Below are 24118 nucleotides of genomic sequence, written 5' to 3'. Positions count from 1 at the left end.
CGACGGCTTCGCCGCCGAACGCTGCCTCGCGGTGCTCGGCAGCTGCTACCCCCCCACTATAAATCGAGGTACATTCATGGACTGGAAACCCCACATCACCGTCGCCACCATCGTCGAAGACAACGGCCGCTTCCTGATGGTCGAAGAACTCAAGCACGGGCGCGTGGTGCTCAACCAGCCCGCCGGTCATCTGGACCCGAACGAAACCCTGACCGAAGCCGCCGTGCGCGAAACCCTCGAGGAAACCGGCTGGGACGTCGAACCCACCGGCGTACTGGGCATTTACCTGTACACCGCCCCGAGCAACGGCGTGACCTACCAGCGGGTCTGCTTCATCGCAAAACCACTGAAACACCACGCGGACTATCAACTGGACGAGGGCATCGTCGGCGCCAAGTGGTTGACCCGCGAGGAATTAATCGAGCAGCGCGACAACTGGCGCAGCGAGCTGATCATCCGCTGCATTGACGACTATCTGACAGGCCAACACTTCGACCTCGAATTGATCCGTCCTTCTCTTTAGCCATGCAGGCTCCAGCCTGATAGAATCGCGTCCTTTTTCAAGACACTCATTGAATCCCTATGCGTGATCCAGCCCCTTCTGACACACAAAAGAAGCGCGTCATTGTCGGCATGTCCGGCGGCGTGGACTCTTCCGTTTCCGCCCTCCTGCTGATCGAGCAGGGTTATGAGGTGGAAGGCCTGTTCATGAAGAACTGGGAAGAAGACGATGGAACGGAATACTGCACCGCCATGGATGACCTGGCGGACGCCCAGGCCGTGTGCGACAAGATTGGCATCAAGCTGCACACCGCCAACTTCGCCGCCGAGTACTGGGACAACGTGTTCGAGCATTTCCTGGCCGAATACAAGGCCGGACGCACGCCGAACCCGGACATCCTGTGCAACCGCGAGATCAAGTTCAAGGCGTTCCTCGACTACGCCATGATGCTGGGCGCCGATCTGATCGCCACCGGCCACTACGTGCGTCGCCGCGACATCGATGGCCGCACCGAACTGCTCAAGGGCCTGGACCCGAACAAGGACCAGAGCTACTTCCTGCACGCCGTTGGTGGCGAACAGATCGCCAAGACCCTGTTCCCGGTCGGCGAACTGGAAAAACCGCAAGTGCGCGCCATTGCCGAGAAATACGAGCTGGCGACCGCGAAGAAAAAGGACTCCACCGGGATCTGCTTTATCGGCGAGCGCCGCTTCAGCGACTTCCTCAAGCAGTACCTGCCGGCGCAACCGGGCGAGATCAAGACCACCGAAGGTGAAATCATCGGCCGCCACCACGGCCTGATGTACCACACCATCGGCCAACGCCAGGGCCTGGGCATTGGCGGCCTGAAAGATGCCGGTGACGAGCCGTGGTACGTGCTGATCAAGGACCTGGAACACAACGAGCTGATCGTTGGCCAGGGCAATGATCACCCGTGGCTGTTCTCCCGCGCCCTGCTCGCTTCCGATATCTACTGGGTCAACCCGATCGACCTGAGCCAGCCGCGCAAGCTGACCGCCAAGGTTCGTTATCGCCAGAGCGACCAGCCGTGCACCCTGGAAAAAACCGCCACCGGTTATCGCGCGACCTTCGATGATCCGCAACGCGCGGTCACTCCAGGCCAGTCCGTGGTGTTCTACGACGGTGAAATCTGCCTCGGCGGCGGCGTGATTGAAGTCGCCGAGCCGTGGACAAGCAAGGGCCAGGCCCTATGAACCCGATCCAGGAGCAACTGACGGCACTGGGCGGTGTGTTTCTCGCCGCGGTGCTGGTGGACAGGATCGCCAAGACCGGCCAGACCAACGAAGCCGGCCTGACCTGCATGCTCGGCAGCCTGCTGATCCGCGACCCCAAGGACACCCTGGAAGTCTATGGCGGCGACGACATCAACCTGCGTGAAGGCTACCGTGCGCTGATCGGCGCCCTCGAACGCGACCCGAGCGCCCTGCAGCGCGAACCGCTGCGTTATGCCCTGGCGATGCTCGGCCTTGAGCGTCAGCTGGCCAAGCGCAACGACATGCTCGACGTGATCGGCAAACGCCTGCCGCAGATTCAGTCCCAGGTCGAACACTTCGGCCCGGCCCACGAAAACGTGGTCGCCGCCTGCGGCGCGCTGTATCAGGACACCCTGAGCACCCTGCGCCAACGCATCCAGGTGCACGGCGACATGCGCAACCTGCAACAACCGAGCAACGCCTCGAAAATCCGCGCCCTGCTGCTGGCCGGCATTCGTTCGGCGCGCCTTTGGCGGCAATTGGGCGGTCATCGCTGGCAGCTGGTGATCAGCCGCCGCAAATTGCTCAAAGAGCTTTACCCCTTGATGCGTAACGAATAACCCGCATCGACAGAACTGAACTCAGCAATACGCGTAATACGCCGGTCAGTTGGCGACGGACCGGCGGATTTTTTCATGTATGATACGCGCCCCATTTCGTTGCCCGACTGTCCGAGAACACCCCATGCAGCTTTCTTCGCTCACTGCGGTTTCCCCTGTTGACGGCCGCTACGCCGGCAAAACCCAGGCCCTGCGCCCAATTTTCAGCGAGTACGGCCTGATCCGTGCCCGCGTTCTGGTTGAAGTGCGCTGGCTCCAGCGCCTGGCCGCTCACCCTGCCATCAGTGAAGTGCCGGCGTTCTCCGCCGAAGCCAACGCCGTGCTCAACACCCTGGCGGAAAACTTCTCTCTGGAGCACGCCGAGCGCGTCAAAGAGATCGAGCGCACCACCAACCACGACGTCAAAGCCATCGAATACCTGCTCAAAGAGCAAGCGGCCAAGCTGCCGGAACTGGCCAAGGTCAGCGAGTTCATCCACTTTGCCTGCACCAGCGAGGACATCAACAACCTGTCCCACGCCCTGATGCTGCGCGAAGGCCGTGATGACGTGATGCTGCCGCTGATGCGCCAGACCGCCAACGCCATCCGCGAACTGGCCATCCGTTTCGCCGACGTACCGATGCTGTCGCGCACCCACGGTCAGCCGGCCTCGCCGACCACCCTGGGCAAAGAACTGGCGAACGTGGTTTACCGTCTGGAGCGCCAGATCGCTCAAGTCGCTGCCGTTCCGCTGCTGGGCAAGATCAACGGCGCCGTGGGCAACTACAACGCCCACCTGTCGGCCTACCCTGAGATCGACTGGGAAGCCAACGCCCGCGCCTTCATCGAAGACGAGCTGGGCCTGGGCTTCAACCCGTACACCACGCAGATCGAGCCCCACGACTACATTGCCGAACTGTTCGACGCGATTGCCCGCTTCAACACCATCCTGATCGACTTCGACCGCGACATCTGGGGCTACATCTCCCTGGGTTACTTCAAGCAGCGCACCATCGCTGGCGAAATCGGTTCGTCGACCATGCCGCACAAGGTCAACCCGATCGACTTCGAAAACTCCGAAGGCAATCTGGGTATCGCCAACGCACTGTTCCAGCACCTGGCGAGCAAACTGCCGATCTCCCGCTGGCAGCGCGACCTGACCGACTCCACCGTACTGCGCAACCTCGGTGTCGGCTTCGCCCACAGCGTGATCGCGTACGAAGCCAGCCTCAAGGGCATCAGCAAGCTTGAGCTCAACGAGCAGAAGATTGCCGCTGACCTGGACGCCTGCTGGGAAGTATTGGCCGAACCGATCCAGACCGTGATGCGTCGCTACAACATCGAAAACCCGTACGAAAAGCTGAAAGAACTGACCCGCGGCAAGGGCATCAGCCCGCAAGCGCTGCAGACTTTCATCGACGGCCTGGACATGCCAGCCGCCGCCAAGGCCGAGCTGAAATTGCTCACCCCGGCGAACTACATCGGTAACGCTGTAGAACAAGCCAAGCGCATCTGATCGACCGCTAGACCCTTTTAAGACGCCCGGCCGCGCCGGGCGTTTTTATTCCCGTCTGAAAAGTGCATTTTTTCAATAGGTTACACATGAATCCTGATATTCCTCTTCAACTTCTGGGCGGCATCACGGCACGGGAATTCCTGCGCGACTACTGGCAGAAAAAGCCGCTGTTGATCCGTCAGGCGATTCCTGATTTCGAAAGCCCGATCGACGCCGACGAACTGGCCGGCCTGGCGCTGGAAGAAGAAGTCGAATCGCGCCTGATCATCGAGAATGGCGAGCGTCCGTGGGAACTGCGTCGCGGCCCGTTCGCCGAAGATGAATTCAGCAAGCTGCCTGAAACCGACTGGACCCTGCTGGTTCAAGCCGTGGATCAGTTCGTCCCGGAAGTCAGCGAACTGCTGGAAAATTTCCGTTTTCTGCCGAGCTGGCGCATCGACGACGTGATGATCAGCTACGCCGCGCCAGGTGGCAGCGTGGGTCCGCACTTCGACAACTACGACGTGTTCCTGCTGCAAGGCCACGGCAAGCGCAACTGGAAGATCGGCCAGATGTGCAACACCGAGAGCCCGATGCTGGCTCACGCCGACCTGCGCATTCTCTCCGAATTCGAAGCCACCGATGAATGGGTGCTGGAACCGGGCGACATGCTCTACCTGCCACCGCGCCTGGCCCATTGCGGCGTTGCCGTCGATGAATGCATGACCTACTCCGTCGGCTTCCGTGCACCGAGCGCCGCTGAAGTGCTGACCCACTTCACTGACTTCCTCAGCCAGTTCCTGTCGGACGAAGAACGCTACACCGACGCCGACGCCTTGCCGACTGCCGATCCTCACCAGATCCAGCGCGACGCACTCGACCGCCTCAAAGGCCTGCTGGCCGAGCACATGAGCGACGAACGCCTGCTGCTGACCTGGTTCGGCCAGTTCATGACCGAGCCACGCTACCCGGAACTGGTGGTGGGCCCGGAGGACGTTGAAGAAGAAGACTTCATGTCCGCCCTGGAGCAAGGCGCGATCCTGATTCGCAACCCGAGCGCACGCCTGGCGTGGTCTGAAGTCGATGACGACCTGCTGCTGTTCGCCAGCGGCCAGAGCCGTTACCTGCCGGGCAAACTGCGCGAACTGCTGAAGATGATCTGCGCCGCCGACGCGCTGCACGCCGACAACCTTGGCGACTGGCTGAGCGACGAAGACGGTCGCGGCCTGCTGTGCGAACTGGTCAAGCAAGGAAGCCTGGGGTTTGCCGATGAATAAGATTCACGTACGTGTCGCAGACTGGCAGAAGGACAACGCCGAGATCCGGCGCATTCGTGAGACGGTGTTCGTCGCCGAGCAATCCGTTCCGCCAGAACTGGAATGGGACGCCGATGACATTGATGCAGTGCATTTCCTCGCTTACGAAGGCGACTTTCCGATAGGCACCGCCCGCCTGCTGCCCGATGGACACGTCGGCCGGGTGTCGGTACTCAAGGACTGGCGCGGCCTGAAAGTCGGCGATGCACTGATGCAAGCGGTCATCGGTGAAGCCGAAGAGCGCGGACTCAAGCAGCAGATGCTCAGCGCTCAAGTCCAGGCTACAGCGTTCTATGAGCGCCTGGGCTTTCACATGGTCAGTGAGGAATTCCTGGAAGCCGGGATTCCGCATGTGGACATGGTTCGACATTCGGCCTGAGACCGGGCAGCCCCATCGCGGGCAAGCCCGCTCCCACAAGGATCGCGCAAAACCTGTAGGAGCGGGCTTGCCCGCGAAGGGGCCCTGAAGAACACCACAAAACGCCTCGCTATCTTCGGATACCGGGGCGTTTTGCTGTCCAGGATTCAACTTGCGCCACTACAGGCCGACAAACTGGCAATATCAACACATGCACCTGTAGGAGCGAGCTTGCTCGTTCCTACACAAATCACGAAGCCGGAGATAACGGATATGTCCCTACGCGCCCTGCTCAGCACCCTGCTGGTGGCCTGCAGTTTTTCGGTCATGGCGGCCACCGAAATCGTGCCCCTGAGCTACCGCACCAGCGCCGACCTGTTGCCGGTGGCGCAGGATTTCATCGGCAAGGACGGACAGGTCAGCGCCTACGGCAATCAACTCATTGTCAACGCCGATCAGCGCAAGATCGACGAACTTAAAGCCCTGCTTTCGCAACTCGACACCGCACCCAAGCGCCTGCTGATCACCGTCGACACCAGCGACAACAACTTCCAGGGCGACCAGGGTTATTCGGCGAACGGCGCCAAGCCAGGCCAGACCCGCATCATCAACTACAGCACCGATAGCCGCGACGGCGGTATCCAGCAAGTGCAGGCCAGCGAAGGCGCACCGGCGCTGATCCAGGTCGGCCAGAGCGTGCCGCTGACCAGCTCGCAGACCGATTCCTACGGCGATCTGCGCAGCCAGACTGAATACCGCAACGTCACCCAGGGCTTTTACGTCACGGCAAACGTCACCGGCGACATCGTTCACCTGTCGATCAGTACCAACCGTGACCGCATGAGCCAGGAACGTCCCGATGTAGTGAACGTACAAAGCACCGACACAACCGTCACCGGCCACCTCGGTGAGTGGATCCTGCTGGCCGGGGTCAACGGCCAGACCCAGGCCGACAAACAGGGCCAGACCCGCAGTTACTCGACCCAGAGCCGCAATGACATGACTTTGCGGGTGAAAGTCGACACCCTGGACTAAAGCACCAAAAACTGACTGACGAGTCGTATTAGACCAAAGATGTAGTGCCTTGAAAAAAGCACTACAAAACGTTTGACGAGCCAAAAAAGCGAAGGCATGATGGCCTCGCTCCCGCTAATCAGAGGCCCTGGCAAGGGCCTTCGAGGCGATGTTCGCACCTACCCCGCGAACCGCTTCGTGTCTGTACCGCCCACAAGGTGTGTTTGACGAGGTTGTCGACTGGAACGAAGTTGTCCCGAGGGACGGAAGCGTAATAGGTAACCCGGCACCACACTGATGTTCGCACCAAGGCCCACGACGCCCGAATGCGCCCGCAGTTCGCCTTTACCTGCTCACTTCCCCTCGAGCCGATCGTTCATCCCGTCGCCCTCCCCGCCGAATCCGACTTGACCGCTCAAGCTTCTGGTCAGCGAGCGCAGGAATTTTCCACCGCAGAACAACTTTTCATAAAGACGCGACGAGGTTTATCTCCCATGGCACTGACACGCGAACAGCAAATTGCAGCCCTCGAAAAAGACTGGGCTGAAAACCCGCGCTGGAAAGGCGTGACACGCACTTACTCCGCTGCTGACGTCGTCCGCCTGCGTGGCTCGGTTCAACCTGAGCACACCTTTGCAAAAATGGGCGCCGAGAAGCTGTGGAACCTGGTGACCCAGGGTGCCAAGCCAGCCTTCCGTCCTGAGAAAGATTTCGTCAACTGCATGGGCGCCCTGACCGGCGGCCAGGCTGTACAACAAGTCAAGGCCGGCATCCAGGCGATCTACCTGTCGGGCTGGCAGGTTGCTGCGGACAACAACTCCGCCGAATCGATGTACCCGGACCAGTCGCTGTACCCGGTGGACTCGGTTCCAACCGTGGTCAAGCGCATCAACAACTCGTTCCGTCGTGCCGACCAGATCCAGTGGAAAGCCGGCAAGAACCCGGGCGACGCTGGCTACATCGACTACTTCGCGCCAATCGTGGCTGACGCCGAAGCCGGTTTCGGCGGCGTGCTGAACGCTTACGAACTGATGAAGAGCATGATCGAAGCAGGCGCCGCCGGCGTTCACTTCGAAGACCAGCTGGCTTCCGTGAAAAAATGCGGCCACATGGGCGGCAAGGTACTGGTTCCTACCCAGGAAGCCGTACAGAAGCTGACTGCTGCTCGCCTGGCTGCCGACGTTGCCGGTACTCCGACCATCATTCTGGCCCGTACCGACGCTAACGCCGCTGACCTGCTGACGTCCGACTGCGACCCGTACGACCAGCCATTCGTGACTGGCGAACGTACCCAGGAAGGTTTCTACAAAGTGCGCGCCGGCCTGGACCAGGCCATCGCTCGCGGCCTGGCCTACGCTCCGTACGCCGACCTGATCTGGTGCGAAACCGCCAAGCCAGACCTGGACGAGGCTCGTCGCTTCGCTGAAGCGATCAAGAAGGAATACCCGGACCAACTGCTGTCGTACAACTGCTCGCCTTCCTTCAACTGGAAGAAAAACCTGGACGACGCGACCATCGCCAAGTTCCAGCGCGAACTGTCCGCTATGGGCTACAAGCACCAGTTCATCACCCTGGCCGGCATTCACAACATGTGGCACAGCATGTTCAACCTGGCGCACGACTACGCCCGCAACGACATGACTGCCTACGTGAAGCTGCAAGAGCAGGAATTCGCCGACGCCGCCAAGGGTTACACCTTCGTGGCTCACCAGCAGGAAGTGGGCACCGGCTACTTCGACGACATGACCACCGTGATCCAGGGTGGCTCGTCTTCGGTAACCGCGCTGACCGGTTCGACCGAAGAAGAACAGTTCCACTGATCTGCTTCGCCTGAGACATCAGCCGCCGCGGGCCGAATAGAAAGCTAACCGCAGCGCTGCACATCTGACGCCCCGACTGGTTCGGGGCGTTTTTTTGCCTGCGATTTCTTGAGCGCCCCCTGTAGCAGCTGCCGAAGGCTGCGTTCGGCTGCGCAGCAGTCGTAAACCCAAGCGCACGGTGAACGACCTGGCGAGGACTGCGTCCTCGAACGCAGCCTTCGGCAGCTGCTACAAGGATCGCGCGCATGCCAGGTTCTGCGCGCAAAATCATTGATCCAGAGCAGTTTCCCGATCAGGAAAAAAGGCTAAAACGCCCCTGCTCACTACTTGCAGTAACGCGCATATAAGCCAACTTCCCAGCCACTCACCCGTTAAACAGTTTAAAAACCAAGCCAAATAATATTGATTATCATTTAGCTGTAACTATGTTCGTTACATTCCCTACAAAACATAATTGACGAAATGCCGGCTAATGCCCGTAACGCATGGGCTGCGGGGCCTTTATGGCTCGCTATGTCCTTATTCCTATAAATAATTTCGCTATAGGAATTTTACTTGCCGGGTGTTTAGCCATAAAATCAGCTGGATTGATTGCTGCGACATATCGTCACTGCTTTTGTTTCTTTTCAAGCTCAGAGACCTTTGCTCTCTGTTAAGGATTACCAGCATGCCCGAAGCGACAGGACTCATGGCCCATAACTGGGGCTTTGCCATTTTCCTTCTAGGCGTCGTCGGCCTCTGTGCCTTCATGCTGGGCGTCTCCAGCCTCCTTGGGTCAAAAGCCTGGGGCCGCAGCAAAAACGAACCGTTCGAGTCCGGCATGCTACCTACAGGTGGCGCCCGCTTACGGCTCTCAGCCAAATTCTATCTGGTCGCGATGCTCTTCGTGATCTTCGATATCGAAGCCCTCTTTCTCTTTGCATGGTCTGTGTCCGTCCGCGAAAGCGGCTGGACCGGATTCGTCGAAGCTCTCGTTTTCATAGCAATTCTGTTGGCAGGCCTTGTCTACCTATTCCGAGTGGGCGCCCTTGACTGGGCTCCGGAAGCTCGGCGCAAGCGGCAAGCGAAGCTGAAACAATGAGGCTTTGGCAATGCAATACAATCTCACCAGGATCGACCCCGATGCTCCTAACGAGCAATATCCGATTGGCCAGCGGGAAACCGTTTCCGATCCGTTAGAAGATCAAGTCCACAAAAACATTTTCATGGGCAAGCTCGAAGACGTGCTTAACGGCACGATCAACTGGGGGCGCAAGAACTCCCTGTGGCCGTATAACTTCGGTCTTTCGTGCTGCTACGTGGAAATGACCACCGCCTTCACGGCGCCCCACGACATCGCGCGCTTTGGCGCCGAGGTTATCCGGGCATCGCCGCGCCAGGCGGATTTCATGGTTATCGCCGGTACCTGCTTCATCAAGATGGCGCCGATCATCCAGCGTCTCTATGAGCAAATGCTCGAGCCTAAATGGGTCATCTCCATGGGTTCGTGCGCCAACTCCGGTGGCATGTACGACATCTACTCCGTCGTTCAAGGGGTGGACAAGTTCCTGCCCGTGGACGTCTACGTGCCTGGCTGCCCGCCCCGCCCTGAAGCTTTCCTGCAAGGCTTGATGCTGTTGCAGGAGTCGATTGGCCAGGAGCGTCGCCCACTTTCCTGGGTCGTTGGCGATCAAGGCGTGTACCGCGCCGAGATGCCATCCGAAAAGGAAAAGCGCCGCGAACAGCGTATTCAGGTAACCAACCTGCGCAGCCCCGACGAAGTCTGATCCAGATCTGCTGTTTCAAAGAAACGAGAAGCTGGCTTCATTCTTTACGTTGACCGAAAGCGATAAATAACCATGACTACAGGCAGTGCTCTGTACATCCCGCCTTACAAGGCAGACGACCAGGATGTGGTCGTCGAACTGAACAACCGTTTTGGCCCGGAGGCGTTCACCGCCCAGCCTACCCGCACCGGCATGCCGGTGCTTTGGGTTGCCCGTGCCAAACTCGTCGAAGTCCTGACCTTCCTGCGTAACCTGCCCAAGCCGTACGTCATGCTCTATGACCTGCACGGCGTGGACGAGCGTCTGCGCACCAAGCGTCAAGGGCTGCCGAACGGCGTCGACTTCTCCGTGTTCTATCACTTGATGTCGATCGAACGTAATAGTGACGTAATGATCAAGGTCGCCTTGTCCGAGAGCGACCTCAGCCTGCCGACCGTCACCAGCATCTGGCCGAACGCCAACTGGTACGAGCGTGAAGTCTGGGACATGTTCGGCATCGACTTCAAAGGCCACCCGCACCTGTCGCGCATCATGATGCCGCCGACCTGGGAAGGTCACCCGCTGCGCAAGGACTTCCCGGCCCGTGCCACCGAGTTCGACCCGTTCACCCTGAACCTGGCCAAGCAACAGCTCGAAGAAGAGTCCGCGCGCTTCAAGCCGGAAGACTGGGGCATGAAGCGTTCCGGTCCGAACGAGGACTACATGTTCCTCAACCTCGGCCCGAACCACCCGTCCGCCCACGGTGCGTTCCGTATCATTCTGCAGCTGGACGGTGAAGAGATCGTCGACTGCGTACCGGACGTCGGTTACCACCACCGTGGTGCCGAGAAGATGGCCGAGCGTCAGTCCTGGCACAGCTTCATCCCGTACACCGACCGTATCGACTACCTCGGCGGCGTGATGAACAACCTGCCGTACGTGCTCTCGGTCGAGAAACTGGCCGGCATCAAGGTGCCCGAGAAGGTCGACGTCATCCGCATCATGATGGCCGAGTTCTTCCGGATCACCAGCCACCTGCTGTTCCTGGGTACCTACATCCAGGACGTCGGCGCCATGACCCCGGTGTTCTTCACCTTCACCGACCGCCAGCGCGCCTACACGGTGATCGAGGCGATTACCGGTTTCCGCCTGCACCCGGCCTGGTACCGCATCGGTGGCGTCGCCCACGACCTGCCGCGTGGTTGGGAAAAACTGGTCAAGGATTTCGTCGAGTGGATGCCAAAGCGTCTGGACGAATACCAGAAAGCCGCACTGGACAACAGCATCCTGCGTGGCCGGACCATCGGCGTCGCCGACTACAACACCAAAGAGGCCCTGGAATGGGGCGTCACCGGTGCCGGCCTGCGTTCGACCGGTTGCGATTTCGACTTGCGTAAAGCACGCCCGTACTCGGGCTACGAGAACTTCGAATTCGAAGTGCCGCTGGCCGCCAACGGCGATGCCTACGACCGCTGCATCGTGCGTGTCGAGGAGATGCGCCAGAGCATCAGGATCATCGACCAGTGCCTGCGCAACATGCCGGAAGGCCCGTACAAGGCGGATCACCCGCTGACCACGCCGCCGCCGAAAGAGCGCACGCTGCAGCACATCGAAACCTTGATCACGCACTTCCTGCAGGTTTCGTGGGGCCCGGTCATGCCGGCCAACGAATCCTTCCAGATGATCGAAGCGACCAAGGGCATCAACAGTTATTACCTGACGAGCGATGGCGGCACCATGAGCTACCGCACCCGGATTCGTACCCCAAGCTTCCCGCACCTGCAGCAGATCCCTTCGGTGATCAAAGGCAGCATGGTCGCGGACTTGATTGCGTACCTGGGTAGTATCGATTTCGTTATGGCCGACGTGGACCGCTAAGCATGAACAGCACGCTTATCCAGACAGACCGTTTCACCTTGAGTGAAACCGAGCGCTCGGCCATCGAGCACGAGTTGCATCACTACGAAGACCCGCGCGCGGCGTCGATCGAAGCCCTGAAGATCGTCCAGAAGGAACGTGGCTGGGTGCCGGACGGCGCCCTGTACGCCATCGGCGAAATCCTCGGCATCCCGGCCAGCGATGTTGAAGGCGTGGCGACGTTCTACAGCCAGATCTTCCGTCAGCCGGTCGGCCGTCACATCATTCGCGTCTGCGACAGCATGGTCTGCTACATCGGCGGCCACGAGTCCGTGGTCAGCGAAATCCAGAGCAAACTGGGCATCGGCCTGGGCCAGACCACCACCGACGGTCGTTTCACCCTGCTGCCGGTCTGCTGCCTCGGCAACTGCGACAAGGCGCCGGCGTTGATGATCGACGACGACACTTTCGGTGATGTGCAGCCTGCCGGCGTTGCCAAATTGCTCGAGGGCTACGTATGACCCTGACTTCTTTCGGTCCAGCCAACCGCATCAAGCGTTCGGCCGAGACTCACCCGCTCACCTGGCGTCTGCGTGACGACGGCGAAGCCGTCTGGCTCGACGAATACCAGGCCAAGAACGGTTACGCTGCTGCGCGCAAGGCCTTCGCCGACATGGCCCAGGACGACATCGTCCAGACCGTGAAAGACTCCGGCCTCAAGGGTCGCGGCGGTGCAGGCTTCCCCACTGGCGTGAAGTGGGGCCTGATGCCCAAGGACGAATCCATCAACATCCGCTACCTGCTGTGCAACGCGGATGAAATGGAGCCCAACACCTGGAAAGACCGCATGCTGATGGAGCAACTGCCCCATCTACTGATCGAAGGCATGCTGATCAGTGCCCGCGCACTGAAAACCTACCGCGGCTACATCTTCCTGCGTGGTGAGTACACCACCGCCGCCAAGCACTTGAACCGTGCCGTGGAAGAAGCCAAGGCAGCTGGCCTTTTGGGCAAGAACATCCTGGGCAGCGGTTTCGATTTCGAGCTGTTCGTCCATACCGGTGCCGGGCGTTATATCTGCGGTGAAGAAACCGCACTGATCAACTCCCTCGAAGGCCGCCGCGCCAACCCGCGCTCCAAGCCGCCCTTCCCTGCCGCCGTTGGCGTGTGGGGCAAGCCGACTTGCGTGAACAACGTCGAGACCCTGTGCAACGTGCCGGCGATCATTGCCGACGGCGTGGACTGGTACAAATCGTTGGCTCGCGAAGGCAGCGAAGACATGGGCACCAAGCTCATGGGCTTCTCCGGCAAGGTCAAGAACCCGGGCCTGTGGGAGTTGCCGTTCGGCGTCACCGGTCGCGAGCTGTTCGAAGACTACGCCGGTGGCATGCGCGACGGTTACAAGCTCAAGTGCTGGCAGCCTGGCGGCGCCGGTACCGGTTTCCTGTTGCCGGAACACCTGGACGCACAAATGTACGCCGGCGGCATCGCCAAAGTGGGTACCCGTATGGGTACCGGCCTGGCCATGGCGGTGGACGACAGCGTCAACATGGTGTCCCTGCTGCGCAACATGGAGCAGTTCTTCGCCCGCGAATCCTGTGGCTTCTGCACCCCGTGCCGCGATGGCTTGCCATGGAGCGTCAAGCTCCTGATGGCCATCGAGAACGGTGAAGGCCAGCCAGGCGACATCGAGACCCTGCTGGGTCTGGTCGGTTTCCTCGGCCCAGGCAAGACCTTCTGTGCTCACGCACCGGGCGCCGTGGAGCCGTTGGGCAGCGCAATCAAATACTTCCGTCCAGAGTTCGAAGCCGGTATCGCGCCTGTCAGCGCCGCCGTCCCGCCTCTGGCAAGGCCGATCCTGGTCGGCGCGTAAACGCTTAAAAAAGGCGAAGGGTCCGTGCCCTTCGCTTTTCGTGTGATGACGCCTTTAACGGCTGTGTTGATTCACGCGGACAACAAGATTCCATTAGCCACGCCCGCTGACACCGGGCCAACGAAGAACTTTGAACCATGGCCACTATCCACGTAGACGGCAAAGAGCTCGAAGTCGATGGGGCAGACAACCTGTTACAGGCATGTCTGTCGCTAGGCCTCGATATCCCTTATTTCTGCTGGCACCCTGCCCTTGGCAGCGTTGGCGCTTGCCGCCAGTGCGCGGTCAAGCAGTACACCGACGAGAACGACACCCGTGGTCGCATCGTCATGTCCTGCATGACCCCTGCCACCGACAACACCTGGATCTCCATCGAAGATGAAGAGTCCAAGGCGTTCCGCGCCAGTGTTGTCGAATGGCTGATGACCAACCACCCTCACGACTGCCCTGTCTGTGAGGAAGGCGGTCACTGCCACCTGCAAGACATGACGGTAATGACCGGCCACAACGAGCGCCGTTACCGCTTCACCAAGCGTACCCACCAGAACCAGCAACTGGGCCCGTTCATTTCCCACGAAATGAACCGCTGCATCGCTTGCTACCGCTGCGTGCGCTTCTACAAGGACTACGCCGGCGGCACCGATCTCGGTGTGTTCGGCGCCCACGACAACGTGTACTTCGGTCGCGTTGAAGATGGCACCCTGGAAAGCGAGTTCTCCGGCAACCTCACCGAGGTCTGCCCGACCGGTGTGTTCACCGACAAGACTCACTCCGAGCGCTACAACCGCAAGTGGGACATGCAGTTCTCGCCGAGCATCTGCCATGGCTGCTCCAGCGGTTGCAACATCTCCCCGGGCGAACGTTACGGCGAACTGCGTCGCATCGAAAACCGTTTCAACGGTTCGGTGAACCAGTACTTCCTGTGTGACCGTGGCCGTTTCGGCTATGGCTACGTCAACCGCGAAGACCGCCCGCGTCAGCCATTGCTGGCGGGCGGCACCAAGCTGAGCCTCGACGAAGCGCTGGATAAAGCCGCCGACCTGCTGCGCGGTCGCAACATCGTCGGTATCGGTTCGCCCCGCGCCAGCCTCGAAAGCAACTACGCGTTGCGCGAACTGGTGGGCGCCGAGCACTTCTACTCGGGTATCGAAGCTGCCGAACTGGAGCGCATCCGCCTGGTCCTGCAAGTGCTCAAAGACAGCCCGCTGCCGGTGCCGAACATGCGCGACATCGAAGACCACGATGCCGTGTTCGTCCTCGGTGAAGACCTGACCCAGACAGCTGCGCGCATGGCCCTGTCCCTGCGTCAATCGGTCAAGGGCAAGGCCGAAGACATGGCTGATGCCATGCGCGTCCAGCCTTGGCTCGACGCCGCCGTGAAGAACATCGGCCAGCACGCGCTGAACCCGCTGTTCATCGCAAGCCTGGCTGAAACCAAGCTCGACGACATCGCCGAAGAATGCGTTCACGCAGCTCCAGACGACCTGGCCCGCATCGGTTTCGCCGTGGCTCACGCCCTCGACGCCAGCGCACCGGCCGTTGAAGGCCTGGACGCCGAAGCCCTCGAGCTGGCCAAGCGCATTGCCGACGCCCTGCTCGCGGCCAAGCGTCCACTGATCATCGCCGGTACTTCCCTGGGCTCCAAAGCCCTGATCGAAGCCGCCGCGAACATCGCAAAAGCGTTGAAGCTGCGCGAGAAGAACGGTTCCATCAGCCTGATCGTGCCAGAGGCCAACAGCCTCGGCCTGGCCATGCTCGGTGGCGAATCGGTCGACGCCGCGCTGCAAGCCGTGATCGACGGTAAAGCCGACGCCATCGTCGTGCTGGAAAACGATCTGTACACCCGTACGGACAAGGCCCGTGTCGATGCTGCCCTGACCGCCGCGAAAGTGCTGATCGTCGCCGACCACCAGAAGACCGCCACCAGCGATCGCGCGCACCTGGTGCTGCCAGCCGCCAGCTTCGCTGAAGGCGACGGTACCCTGGTCAGCCAGGAAGGTCGCGCCCAGCGCTTCTTCCAGGTCTTCGATCCGAAGTACCTGGACGCGAGCATCCTGGTTCACGAAGGCTGGCGCTGGCTGCATGCCCTGCGCGCCACCCTGCTGAACCAGCCGATCGACTGGACCCAGCTGGACCACGCCACCGCCGCCGTCGCTTCCAGCACACCGGTCCTGAACCGCATTGTCGACGCCGCACCGTCCGCCGCGTTCCGCATCAAGGGCATGAAACTGGCCCGTGAACCGCTGCGCTATTCCGGTCGTACCGCCATGCGCGCCGATATCAGCGTGCACGAACCGCGTACCCCGCAGGACAAGGACACCGCGTTCGCCTTCTCCATGGAAGGTTACTCGGGTTCGGCCGAACCGCGTCAGCAAGTGCCATTCGCCTGGTCTCCAGGCTGGAACTCGCCGCAAGCCTGGAACAAGTTCCAGGATGAAGTCGGTGGTCACATCCGCGCTGGCGACCCGGGCACCCGCCTGATCGAAACCAGCGGTGACTCGCTGAACTGGTTCGCCAGCGTTCCGCGTGCGTTCAACCCGGCCCAGGGCACCTGGCAGGTCGTGCCGTTCTTCCACCTGTTCGGCAGCGAAGAGAACTCTTCGAAAGCCGCTCCGGTTCAGGAACGCATTCCGGCTGCCTACGTCGCACTGGCCAAGTCCGAAGCCGACCGTCTGGGCGTCAACGACGGCGCCATGCTGAGCCTGAACGTGGCCGGCCAGACCCTGCGTCTGCCGCTGCGGATCAATGAAGAACTGGGCGCAGGCCTGGTGGCATTGCCTGCGGGCATCGCCGGCATTCCGCCAGCGATCTTTGGCAAATCCGTTGACGGTCTGCAGGAGGCAGCTCAATGACCTGGTTCACTCCTGAGGTGATCGACGTGATCATCGCGGTCCTCAAGGCCGTGGTGATTCTGCTCGCCGTGGTGGTTTGCGGCGCCCTGCTCAGTTGGGTCGAGCGTCGCTTGCTCGCCCTCTGGCAGGACCGTTACGGTCCGAACCGCGTCGGCCCGTTCGGCGCGTTCCAGATCGCCGCCGACATGATCAAGATGTTCTTCAAGGAAGACTGGACGCCGCCATTCGCCGACAAAGTGATCTTCACTTTGGCGCCGGTCGTGGCCATGAGCGCCTTGCTGATTGCCTTCGCAATCATCCCGATCACCCCGACCTGGGGTGTCGCGGACATCAACATCGGCATCCTGTTCTTCTTCGCCATGGCCGGTCTGTCGGTCTACGCGGTGCTGTTCGCCGGCTGGTCGAGCAACAACAAGTTCGCCCTGCTGGGCAGCTTGCGGGCCTCGGCGCAAACCGTGTCGTACGAAGTGTTCATGGGCCTGTCGTTGATGGGCATCGTGATCCAGGCCGGCTCGTTCAACATGCGCGACATCGTTGAATACCAGGCGCAGAATATGTGGTTCGTCATTCCGCAGATCTTCGGTTTCCTGACCTTCTTCATCGCTGGCGTGGCCGTGACTCACCGTCACCCATTCGACCAGCCGGAAGCGGAACAGGAACTGGCCGACGGTTACCACATTGAATACGCCGGCATGAAATGGGGCATGTTCTTCGTCGGCGAGTACATCGGCATCGTGCTGATCTCGGCGCTGCTGGTGACCTTGTTCTTCGGTGGCTGGCACGGTCCGTTCGGCATTCTGCCGCAGATCCCGTTCATCTGGTTCGCGTTGAAAACCGCGTTCTTCATCATGTTCTTCATCCTGCTGCGCGCCTCGATTCCGCGCCCACGGTATGACCAAGTGATGGATTTCAGCTGGAAGTTCTGCCTGCCGCTGACCCTCGTCAACATGCTGGTGACCGCTGCGATCGTGTTGCTCAACACGCCCGCCGTCGCGGCTCAGTGAGGATAGAGAATCATGAAGTACATTTTTGACATCGTGCATGGCTTCTTCACCCAGCTTCGCAGCCTGGTGATGATCTTCGGCCATGCCTTCCGCAAGCGCGACACGCTGCAATATCCGGAAGAGGCGGTGTACCTGCCGCCACGCTTCCGTGGCCGGATCGTGCTGACCCGCGACCCCGACGGCGAAGAGCGTTGCGTAGCCTGCAACCTGTGTGCCGTGGCGTGCCCGGTCGGTTGCATCTCGCTGCAGAAAGCTGAAACCGAAGACGGTCGCTGGTACCCGGACTTCTTCCGCATCAACTTCTCGCGCTGCATCTTTTGCGGCCTCTGCGAGGAAGCCTGCCCGACCACCGCGATCCAGCTGACGCCGGATTTCGAAATGGCCGAGTTCAAACGTCAGGACCTGGTTTACGAGAAAGAAGATCTGCTGATCTCCGGCCCCGGCAAAAACCCTGATTACAACTTCTATCGTGTTGCAGGTATGGCGATTGCCGGTAAGCCCAAAGGCTCCGCGCAGAATGAAGCCCAGCCGATCAACGTGAAGAGCTTGCTGCCTTAAGGAAGAAAGATGGAATTCGCTTTCTATTTCGCATCGGGTATCGCTGTGGTGTCCACGCTCCGCGTGATCACCAACACCAACCCTGTGCACGCCCTGCTCTACCTGATCATTTCGCTGATCGCCGTGGCGATGACGTTCTTCGCCCTCGGCGCACCGTTTGCCGGTGTACTGGAAGTGATCGCCTACGCTGGCGCCATCATGGTGCTGTTCGTGTTCGTGGTGATGATGCTGAACCTTGGCCCGGCCTCGGTTCAGCAAGAGCGCGTCTGGCTCAAGCCCGGTATCTGGGGCGGCCCGGTCCTCCTCGCCGCGCTGCTGCTGGTGGAACTGCTGTATGTGCTGTTCTCCCACCATAGCGGCCAGGCCGTCGGCCACACCACCGTAGACGCCAAGGCCGTGGGCATCAGCCTGTTCGGTCCTTACCTGCTGGTGGTCGAACTCGCCTCGATGCTGCTGCTCGCCGCAGCCGTCACGGCGTTCCACTTGGGCCGCAACGAAGCCAAGGAGCAATGACGATGCCTGCTATCCCTATGGAGCATGGTCTGGCGGTCGCCGGCATCCTGTTCTGCCTCGGTCTGGTCGGCCTGATGGTCCGCCGCAACATTCTCTTCGTGCTGATGAGCCTGGAGGTCATGATGAATGCCTCCGCCCTGGCGTTCATCGTTGCCGGTAGCCGCTGGGCGCAGCCGGATGGACAGATCATGTTCATCCTGGTGATCAGCCTTGCAGCTGCCGAGGCCAGTATTGGCCTGGCGATCCTGCTGCAACTGTATCGCCGCTTCCACACGCTCGATATCGACGCTGCCAGTGAGATGCGCGGATGAACCTTCTCTATCTGACTTTCCTGTTCCCTCTGATCGGTTTTGTGCTGCTGGCGTTCTCCCGGGGACGCCTCTCGGAAAACCTCTCCGCGCTGATCGGCGTCGGCTCCATTGGCCTGTCGGCGATCGTCGCGGCTTATGTGATCTGGCAATTCAACGTGGCTCCGCCGGAAGGCGGCCACTACACCCAGGTGCTGTGGCAATGGATGGCGGTGGAAGGCTTCACGCCGACCTTCGCCCTGTACCTGGACGGCCTGTCGGTGACCATGCTCGGCGTGGTCGTCGGCGTCGGCTTCCTGATTCACCTGTTCGCGTCCTGGTACATGCGCGGTGAAGACGGCTACTCACGCTTCTTCGCCTACACCAACCTGTTTATCGCCAGCATGCTGTTCCTGGTCCTGGCCGATAACCTGCTGTTCGTGTACTTCGGCTGGGAAGGCGTGGGCCTGTGCTCGTACCTGTTGATCGGTTTCTACTACAGCAACCGCAACAACGGTAACGCCGCACTCAAGGCCTTCATCGTGACCCGTATCGGTGACGTGTTCATGGCCATCGGCCTGTTCATTCTGTTTGCCCAACTGGGCACGCTGAACATTCAGGAACTGCTGGTGCTGGCTCCGCAGAAATTCCAGTCCGGCGACTTCTGGATGGTCATGGCCACCCTGATGCTGCTGGGCGGCGCTGTCGGTAAATCCGCGCAACTGCCGCTGCAAACCTGGCTGGCGGACGCGATGGCCGGCCCGACTCCGGTTTCGGCACTGATCCACGCCGCGACCATGGTGACCGCCGGTGTCTACCTGATCGCCCGTACCCACGGCCTGTTCACCCTGGCGCCGGAAATCCTGCACCTGGTGGGCATCGTTGGCGGTGTGACCCTGGTTCTGGCGGGTTTTGCAGCCCTGGTCCAGACCGACATCAAGCGTATCCTTGCCTACTCGACCATGAGCCAGATCGGCTACATGTTCCTGGCGCTGGGCGTTGGTGCCTGGGACGGCGCGATCTTCCACCTGATGACCCACGCCTTCTTCAAGGCCCTGCTGTTCCTTGCATCCGGTTCGGTAATCGTTGCCTGCCACCACGAGCAGAACATCTTCAAGATGGGCGGCCTGTGGAAGAAACTGCCACTGGCCTACGCCAGCTTCATCGTCGGCGGCGCGGCCCTGGCGGCCCTGCCTCTGGTGACCGCAGGTTTCTACTCCAAGGACGAAATCCTTTGGGAAGCGTTCGCCAGCGGCAACCACGGTCTGCTTTATGCAGGTCTGGTCGGCGCATTCATGACTTCGCTCTACACCTTCCGCCTGATCTTCATCGCGTTCCATGGTGAAGCGAAGACCGAAGCCCACGCCGGTCACGGCATCGCCCACTGGCTGCCACTGTCGGTGCTGATCGTATTGTCCACCGCCATCGGCGCGATGATCGTTCCACCGCTGCACGGCGTGCTGCCGCAAAGCGTCGGCCATGCCGGCGGCGAAGCCAAGCACAGCCTGGAAATCGCCTCGGGCGCCATCGCCCTGGCCGGTATCCTGCTGTCCGCGCTGCTGTTCCTCGGCAAGCGTCGCTTCGTCACCGCCATCGCCAACAGCGGCATCGGCCGTATCCTCTCGGCCTGGTGGTTCGCTGCCTGGGGCTTCGACTGGATCTACGACAAACTGTTCGTCAAGCCTTACCTGGCGATCAACCACATCCTGCGCAAAGACCCGCTGGACCAGACCATCGGTCTGATCCCGCGTATGGCCAAAGGCGGCCACACCGCCCTGAGCCGTACCGAGACCGGTCAACTGCGTTGGTACGCCGCCTCGATGGCTGCTGGTGCCGTGCTGGTCATCGGCGCCGTCGTGCTGGTAGCGGTCTGATATGAACCTTGCGAACTTGCGAAAGGAATTGAGCCCGTCATGATTCTGCCTTGGCTAATCCTGATCCCCTTCATCGGCGGCCTGCTGTGCTGGATGGGTGAGCGCTTCGGCGCCACCCTCCCCCGCTGGATTGCGCTGATCACCATGTCCCTGCTGCTCTCCCTCGGCCTCTGGCTGTGGGCCAACGGTGACTATTCATTTGCACCAAAGCCTGGCGCCGATCCAACCTGGGCGCTTGAGTTCAAGCACGTCTGGATCGAGCGTTTTGGCATCAATGTGCACCTGGCCCTCGACGGCCTGTCGCTGTTGATGATCCTGCTGACCGGTCTGCTGGGTGTCCTCTCGGTACTCTGCTCATGGAAAGAGATCCAGCGTCACGTCGGTTTCTTCCACCTGAACCTGATGTGGATCCTGGGTGGTGTCGTCGGCGTGTTCCTCGCCCTCGACCTGTTCATGTTCTTCTTCTTCTGGGAAATGATGCTGGTGCCGATGTACTTCCTCATCGCGCTCTGGGGTCACAGTTCTTCGGACGGCAAGAAAACCCGGATCTACGCGGCGACCAAGTTCTTCATCTTCACTCAGGCTTCCGGCCTGATCATGCTGGTGGCGATCCTGGGTCTGGTACTGGTCAACTTCAACGACACCGGCGTGATTACCTTCAACTACGCCGACCTGTTGAAAACCAAGATGTCGACGACCACCGAGTACATCCTGATGCTCGGCTTCTTCATCGCCTTCGCGGTCAAGCTGCCGGTCGTGCCGTTCCACTCCTGGTTGCCTGACGCTCACGCCCAGGCGCCGACCGCAGGTTCCGTCGACCTCGCCGGTATCTTGCTGAAGACCGCGGCCTACGGCCTGCTGCGTTTCGCCCTGCCGCTGTTTCCGAACGCTTCGGCCGAGTTCGCGCCGTTCGCGATGGCCCTGGGTCTGATCGGGATCTTCTACGGTGCGTTCCTGGCGTTCGCGCAAACCGACATCAAGCGTCTGATTGCCTTCTCGTCCGTTTCCCACATGGGCTTCGTACTGATCGGCATCTACTCCGGCAGCCAACTGGCGCTGCAGGGTGCGGTGATGCAAATGTTGGCGCACGGTCTGTCGGCGGCGGCACTCTTTATCCTGAGTGGCCAGCTGTACGAGCGCACCCACACCCGCGACATGCGCGAGATGGGTGGCCTGTGGTCGAAGATCGCTTACCTGCCGGCCCTCAGCCTGTTCTTCGCAGCCGCGTCCCTGGGCTTGCCGGCTACCGGTAACTTCGTCGGTGAGTTCCTGATCCTGATCGGCACCTTCCCGGTCGCCCCATGGGTCACCATCATCGCGACGTCCGGCCTGGTGTTCGGTTCGGTCTACTCGCTGATCATGATCCACCGTGCCTTCTTCGGCCCGTCGAAATCGGACGCGGTGCTGCATGGCATGGACGGTCGCGAAATGATCATGGTGGTCGGTCTGGCAGCGCTGCTGATTTACATCGGCGTCTACCCGCAACCGTTCCTCGATACCTCTGCCGCTACGATGCATGGCGTGCAGCAATGGCTCGGCACCGCCTTCACTCAACTCGCTTCGGCCCGGTAAGAGCGCTATGGAATTCACGACTCAACACTTTATCGCGCTTGCGCCGTTGTTGATCACCAGCGCCACGATCATCGTGGTGATGCTGGCGATCGCCTGGCGCCGCAACCACTCCCAGACCTTCCTGCTGTCGGTGGCGGGTCTGAACCTGGCGTTGCTGTCGATCCTGCCAGCCTTGAAGGTCGCGCCATTGGCTGTGACCCCACTGCTGCAAATCGATAGCTTCGCTTGCCTGTACATGGCGCTGATCCTGGTCGCCACCCTCGCTTGTGTCACCCTCGCCCACGCCTACCTCGGCGATGGCGGCACGGGTTACCCGGGCAACCGTGAAGAACTGTACCTGCTGATCCTGATGGCCGCCGCCGGTGGCCTGGTGCTGGTCAGCGCGCAGCACCTGGCCGGGTTGTTCATCGGTCTGGAATTACTGTCGGTACCGGTCTACGGTCTGGTGGCTTATGCCTTCTTCAACAAGCGTTCGCTGGAAGCCGGCATCAAGTACATGGTGCTGTCGGCCGCCGGTTCCGCGTTCCTGTTGTTCGGTATGGCCCTGCTCTACGCTGACGCCGGTTCCCTGAGCTTCAACGGCATCGGCCAGGCCCTGGCGGCCACCGGCCTGCCAAGCTCGCTGGCGCAACTGGGCCTGGGCATGATGCTGATCGGCCTGGCGTTCAAACTGTCGCTGGTACCGTTCCACCTCTGGACTCCAGACGTGTACGAAGGTGCTCCGGCGCCGGTTGCTGCGTTCCTCGCTACCGCTTCCAAGGTTGCCGTGTTCGCGGTAATGGTGCGTCTGTTCCAGATCTCGCCAGCGGCGAGCAGCGGCGTGCTGAGCAACGTACTGACCATCATCGCCATCGCGTCGATCCTGTTCGGTAACCTGCTGGCGCTGACCCAGAGCAACCTCAAGCGTCTGCTGGGTTACTCGTCCATCGCCCACTTCGGCTACCTGCTGATCGCCCTGGTGGCGAGCAAGGGTCTGGCCGTGGAAGCCATCGGCGTGTACCTGGTCACCTACGTGATCACCAGCCTCGGCGCCTTCGGCGTGATCACCCTGATGTCCTCGCCGTACAAAGGCCGTGACGCAGACGCCCTGTACGAATACCGCGGTCTGTTCTGGCGCCGTCCGTACCTGACCGCAGTCCTGACCGTGATGATGCTGTCCCTGGCCGGTATCCCGCTGACCGCGGGCTTCATCGGCAAGTTCTACATCATCGCCACCGGTGTCGAGTCCCATCAGTGGTGGCTGGTCGGCTCACTGGTACTGGGCAGCGCCATCGGCGTGTTCTACTACCTGCGCGTCATGGTCACCCTGTACCTGATCGAACCGAACCTGCGCCGCGTCGACGCCCAGCTGCACTGGGAACAACGTGCAGGCGGCGTGATGCTGCTGGCCATCGCGGTACTGGCTTTCTTCCTCGGCCTGTACCCACAACCGCTGCTGAACCTGGTTCAACAGTCGGGTCTGGCGGGTTGATCGCTTGAGCGACACTCGGCAGTAAACAAAAACGGCACCTTCGGGTGCCGTTTTTGCGTTTGGGCATTTGTGTGCTGCCACAAGTCATCGGCTGTCAGGAATGGCCTCTTCGCGGGCAAGCCCGCTCCCACAGGTTATGCATCGTGCACAAAATTTGTGGCCACACTCGGTTACTAATGAAATGGCTACCCCCT

Annotated in this window: 21 protein-coding genes; all 21 read left to right on the top strand. The window is 60.7% G+C overall.

Annotated features, from left to right (window positions below):
- Positions 1–76 precede the first annotated feature (76 nt).
- Positions 77–523 carry an NUDIX hydrolase gene (locus PMI34_RS03260; protein WP_008053457.1) on the top strand — a complete coding sequence of 149 codons (447 nt, stop codon included), beginning with the start codon at positions 77–79 and terminating at the stop codon, positions 521–523.
- Between the two features lie 59 nt (positions 524–582).
- The gene (mnmA, locus tag PMI34_RS03265; RefSeq protein WP_008053456.1) at positions 583–1716 is read left to right on the top strand and encodes a tRNA 2-thiouridine(34) synthase MnmA; all 1134 of its coding nucleotides are present in this window, start codon (positions 583–585) and stop codon (positions 1714–1716) included.
- Positions 1713–2336, top strand: a complete 624-nt coding sequence (gene hflD, locus PMI34_RS03270) for a high frequency lysogenization protein HflD (protein ID WP_008053455.1) — start codon at positions 1713–1715, stop codon at positions 2334–2336. Before mnmA ends, hflD begins: the two co-directional genes overlap by 4 nt.
- Before the next feature lie 124 nt (positions 2337–2460).
- Entirely contained in the window at positions 2461–3831 is a 1371-nt protein-coding gene (gene purB / locus PMI34_RS03275; RefSeq protein WP_008053453.1) for an adenylosuccinate lyase, read from the top strand.
- Between the two features lie 86 nt (positions 3832–3917).
- A complete protein-coding gene (locus tag PMI34_RS03280; protein ID WP_008053451.1) occupies positions 3918–5087 on the top strand; it encodes a ribosomal protein uL16 3-hydroxylase in 1170 nt (389 codons plus the stop codon).
- Positions 5080–5505: a GNAT family N-acetyltransferase gene (locus PMI34_RS03285; RefSeq protein ID WP_032829897.1), complete on the top strand. Its 426-nt coding sequence runs from the start codon at positions 5080–5082 to the stop codon at positions 5503–5505. Before PMI34_RS03280 ends, PMI34_RS03285 begins: the two co-directional genes overlap by 8 nt.
- Before the next feature lie 252 nt (positions 5506–5757).
- Positions 5758–6519 carry a secretin N-terminal domain-containing protein gene (locus PMI34_RS03290; RefSeq protein ID WP_008053448.1) on the top strand — a complete coding sequence of 254 codons (762 nt, stop codon included), beginning with the start codon at positions 5758–5760 and terminating at the stop codon, positions 6517–6519.
- Between the two features lie 473 nt (positions 6520–6992).
- The gene (aceA, locus tag PMI34_RS03295; protein ID WP_007970439.1) at positions 6993–8318 is read left to right on the top strand and encodes an isocitrate lyase; all 1326 of its coding nucleotides are present in this window, start codon (positions 6993–6995) and stop codon (positions 8316–8318) included.
- A 667-nt stretch (positions 8319–8985) separates the two neighbouring features.
- Entirely contained in the window at positions 8986–9399 is a 414-nt protein-coding gene (locus tag PMI34_RS03300; protein ID WP_003223812.1) for an NADH-quinone oxidoreductase subunit A, read from the top strand.
- A 10-nt stretch (positions 9400–9409) separates the two neighbouring features.
- On the top strand, positions 9410–10084 hold the full coding sequence (locus tag PMI34_RS03305; RefSeq protein WP_007970441.1) for a NuoB/complex I 20 kDa subunit family protein: 675 nt from the start codon (positions 9410–9412) through the stop codon (positions 10082–10084).
- A gap of 72 nt (positions 10085–10156) precedes the next feature.
- A complete protein-coding gene (nuoC, locus tag PMI34_RS03310) occupies positions 10157–11941 on the top strand; it encodes an NADH-quinone oxidoreductase subunit C/D (protein ID WP_007981273.1) in 1785 nt (594 codons plus the stop codon).
- Between the two features lie 2 nt (positions 11942–11943).
- Positions 11944–12441: an NADH-quinone oxidoreductase subunit NuoE gene (nuoE, locus tag PMI34_RS03315; protein ID WP_008053447.1), complete on the top strand. Its 498-nt coding sequence runs from the start codon at positions 11944–11946 to the stop codon at positions 12439–12441.
- The gene (gene nuoF / locus PMI34_RS03320) at positions 12438–13793 is read left to right on the top strand and encodes an NADH-quinone oxidoreductase subunit NuoF (protein WP_008053446.1); all 1356 of its coding nucleotides are present in this window, start codon (positions 12438–12440) and stop codon (positions 13791–13793) included. Before nuoE ends, nuoF begins: the two co-directional genes overlap by 4 nt.
- A gap of 137 nt (positions 13794–13930) precedes the next feature.
- The gene (nuoG, locus tag PMI34_RS03325) at positions 13931–16645 is read left to right on the top strand and encodes an NADH-quinone oxidoreductase subunit NuoG (protein WP_008053445.1); all 2715 of its coding nucleotides are present in this window, start codon (positions 13931–13933) and stop codon (positions 16643–16645) included.
- Positions 16642–17649, top strand: a complete 1008-nt coding sequence (gene nuoH / locus PMI34_RS03330) for an NADH-quinone oxidoreductase subunit NuoH (RefSeq protein ID WP_008053443.1) — start codon at positions 16642–16644, stop codon at positions 17647–17649. The genes nuoG and nuoH overlap by 4 nt, the downstream gene beginning before the upstream one ends.
- Positions 17650–17661: 12 nt before the next feature.
- Positions 17662–18207 carry an NADH-quinone oxidoreductase subunit NuoI gene (gene nuoI, locus PMI34_RS03335; RefSeq protein WP_007905075.1) on the top strand — a complete coding sequence of 182 codons (546 nt, stop codon included), beginning with the start codon at positions 17662–17664 and terminating at the stop codon, positions 18205–18207.
- Between the two features lie 9 nt (positions 18208–18216).
- Complete coding sequence (gene nuoJ, locus PMI34_RS03340) at positions 18217–18720, top strand: NADH-quinone oxidoreductase subunit J (RefSeq protein ID WP_007981266.1); 504 nt, start codon at positions 18217–18219, stop codon at positions 18718–18720.
- Positions 18721–18722: 2 nt separating this feature from the next.
- Positions 18723–19031 carry an NADH-quinone oxidoreductase subunit NuoK gene (gene nuoK, locus PMI34_RS03345; RefSeq protein ID WP_007946416.1) on the top strand — a complete coding sequence of 103 codons (309 nt, stop codon included), beginning with the start codon at positions 18723–18725 and terminating at the stop codon, positions 19029–19031.
- Positions 19028–20881 carry an NADH-quinone oxidoreductase subunit L gene (gene nuoL, locus PMI34_RS03350; protein WP_008053442.1) on the top strand — a complete coding sequence of 618 codons (1854 nt, stop codon included), beginning with the start codon at positions 19028–19030 and terminating at the stop codon, positions 20879–20881. The genes nuoK and nuoL overlap by 4 nt, the downstream gene beginning before the upstream one ends.
- A 39-nt stretch (positions 20882–20920) precedes the next feature.
- Positions 20921–22453: an NADH-quinone oxidoreductase subunit M gene (nuoM, locus tag PMI34_RS03355; protein WP_008053441.1), complete on the top strand. Its 1533-nt coding sequence runs from the start codon at positions 20921–20923 to the stop codon at positions 22451–22453.
- 7 nt (positions 22454–22460) lie between these two features.
- On the top strand, positions 22461–23924 hold the full coding sequence (gene nuoN, locus PMI34_RS03360; RefSeq protein ID WP_008053440.1) for an NADH-quinone oxidoreductase subunit NuoN: 1464 nt from the start codon (positions 22461–22463) through the stop codon (positions 23922–23924).
- The last annotated feature ends 194 nt before the right edge of the window (positions 23925–24118 follow it).

Origin of the sequence: Pseudomonas sp. GM74, from assembly GCF_000282455.1 — a bacterium.
In the GTDB taxonomy this organism is placed as follows: Bacteria; Pseudomonadota; Gammaproteobacteria; order Pseudomonadales; family Pseudomonadaceae; genus Aquipseudomonas.
Note: the sequence above shows the minus strand (reverse complement) of the source record. Positions and strands in the feature narration are given on the sequence as shown.

Excerpts from the sequence above, each read along its gene's own strand:
- nuoI (WP_007905075.1), top strand. The coding sequence starts at position 17,662 with ATGAAGTACATTTTTGACATCGTGCATGGCTTCTTCACCCAGCTTCGC.
- PMI34_RS03300 (WP_003223812.1), top strand. The coding sequence starts at position 8,986 with ATGCCCGAAGCGACAGGACTCATGGCCCATAACTGGGGCTTTGCCATT.
- nuoK (WP_007946416.1), top strand. The coding sequence starts at position 18,723 with ATGCCTGCTATCCCTATGGAGCATGGTCTGGCGGTCGCCGGCATCCTG.
- aceA (WP_007970439.1), top strand. The coding sequence starts at position 6,993 with ATGGCACTGACACGCGAACAGCAAATTGCAGCCCTCGAAAAAGACTGG.
- nuoN (WP_008053440.1), top strand. The coding sequence starts at position 22,461 with ATGGAATTCACGACTCAACACTTTATCGCGCTTGCGCCGTTGTTGATC.
- nuoJ (WP_007981266.1), top strand. The coding sequence starts at position 18,217 with ATGGAATTCGCTTTCTATTTCGCATCGGGTATCGCTGTGGTGTCCACG.
- nuoM (WP_008053441.1), top strand. The coding sequence starts at position 20,921 with ATGATTCTGCCTTGGCTAATCCTGATCCCCTTCATCGGCGGCCTGCTG.
- hflD (WP_008053455.1), top strand. The coding sequence starts at position 1,713 with ATGAACCCGATCCAGGAGCAACTGACGGCACTGGGCGGTGTGTTTCTC.
- nuoF (WP_008053446.1), top strand. The coding sequence starts at position 12,438 with ATGACCCTGACTTCTTTCGGTCCAGCCAACCGCATCAAGCGTTCGGCC.
- nuoC (WP_007981273.1), top strand. The coding sequence starts at position 10,157 with ATGACTACAGGCAGTGCTCTGTACATCCCGCCTTACAAGGCAGACGAC.
- nuoH (WP_008053443.1), top strand. The coding sequence starts at position 16,642 with ATGACCTGGTTCACTCCTGAGGTGATCGACGTGATCATCGCGGTCCTC.
- PMI34_RS03290 (WP_008053448.1), top strand. The coding sequence starts at position 5,758 with ATGTCCCTACGCGCCCTGCTCAGCACCCTGCTGGTGGCCTGCAGTTTT.
- nuoL (WP_008053442.1), top strand. The coding sequence starts at position 19,028 with ATGAACCTTCTCTATCTGACTTTCCTGTTCCCTCTGATCGGTTTTGTG.
- PMI34_RS03260 (WP_008053457.1), top strand. The coding sequence starts at position 77 with ATGGACTGGAAACCCCACATCACCGTCGCCACCATCGTCGAAGACAAC.
- nuoG (WP_008053445.1), top strand. The coding sequence starts at position 13,931 with ATGGCCACTATCCACGTAGACGGCAAAGAGCTCGAAGTCGATGGGGCA.
- mnmA (WP_008053456.1), top strand. The coding sequence starts at position 583 with ATGCGTGATCCAGCCCCTTCTGACACACAAAAGAAGCGCGTCATTGTC.
- PMI34_RS03285 (WP_032829897.1), top strand. The coding sequence starts at position 5,080 with ATGAATAAGATTCACGTACGTGTCGCAGACTGGCAGAAGGACAACGCC.
- PMI34_RS03280 (WP_008053451.1), top strand. The coding sequence starts at position 3,918 with ATGAATCCTGATATTCCTCTTCAACTTCTGGGCGGCATCACGGCACGG.
- PMI34_RS03305 (WP_007970441.1), top strand. The coding sequence starts at position 9,410 with ATGCAATACAATCTCACCAGGATCGACCCCGATGCTCCTAACGAGCAA.
- purB (WP_008053453.1), top strand. The coding sequence starts at position 2,461 with ATGCAGCTTTCTTCGCTCACTGCGGTTTCCCCTGTTGACGGCCGCTAC.
- nuoE (WP_008053447.1), top strand. The coding sequence starts at position 11,944 with ATGAACAGCACGCTTATCCAGACAGACCGTTTCACCTTGAGTGAAACC.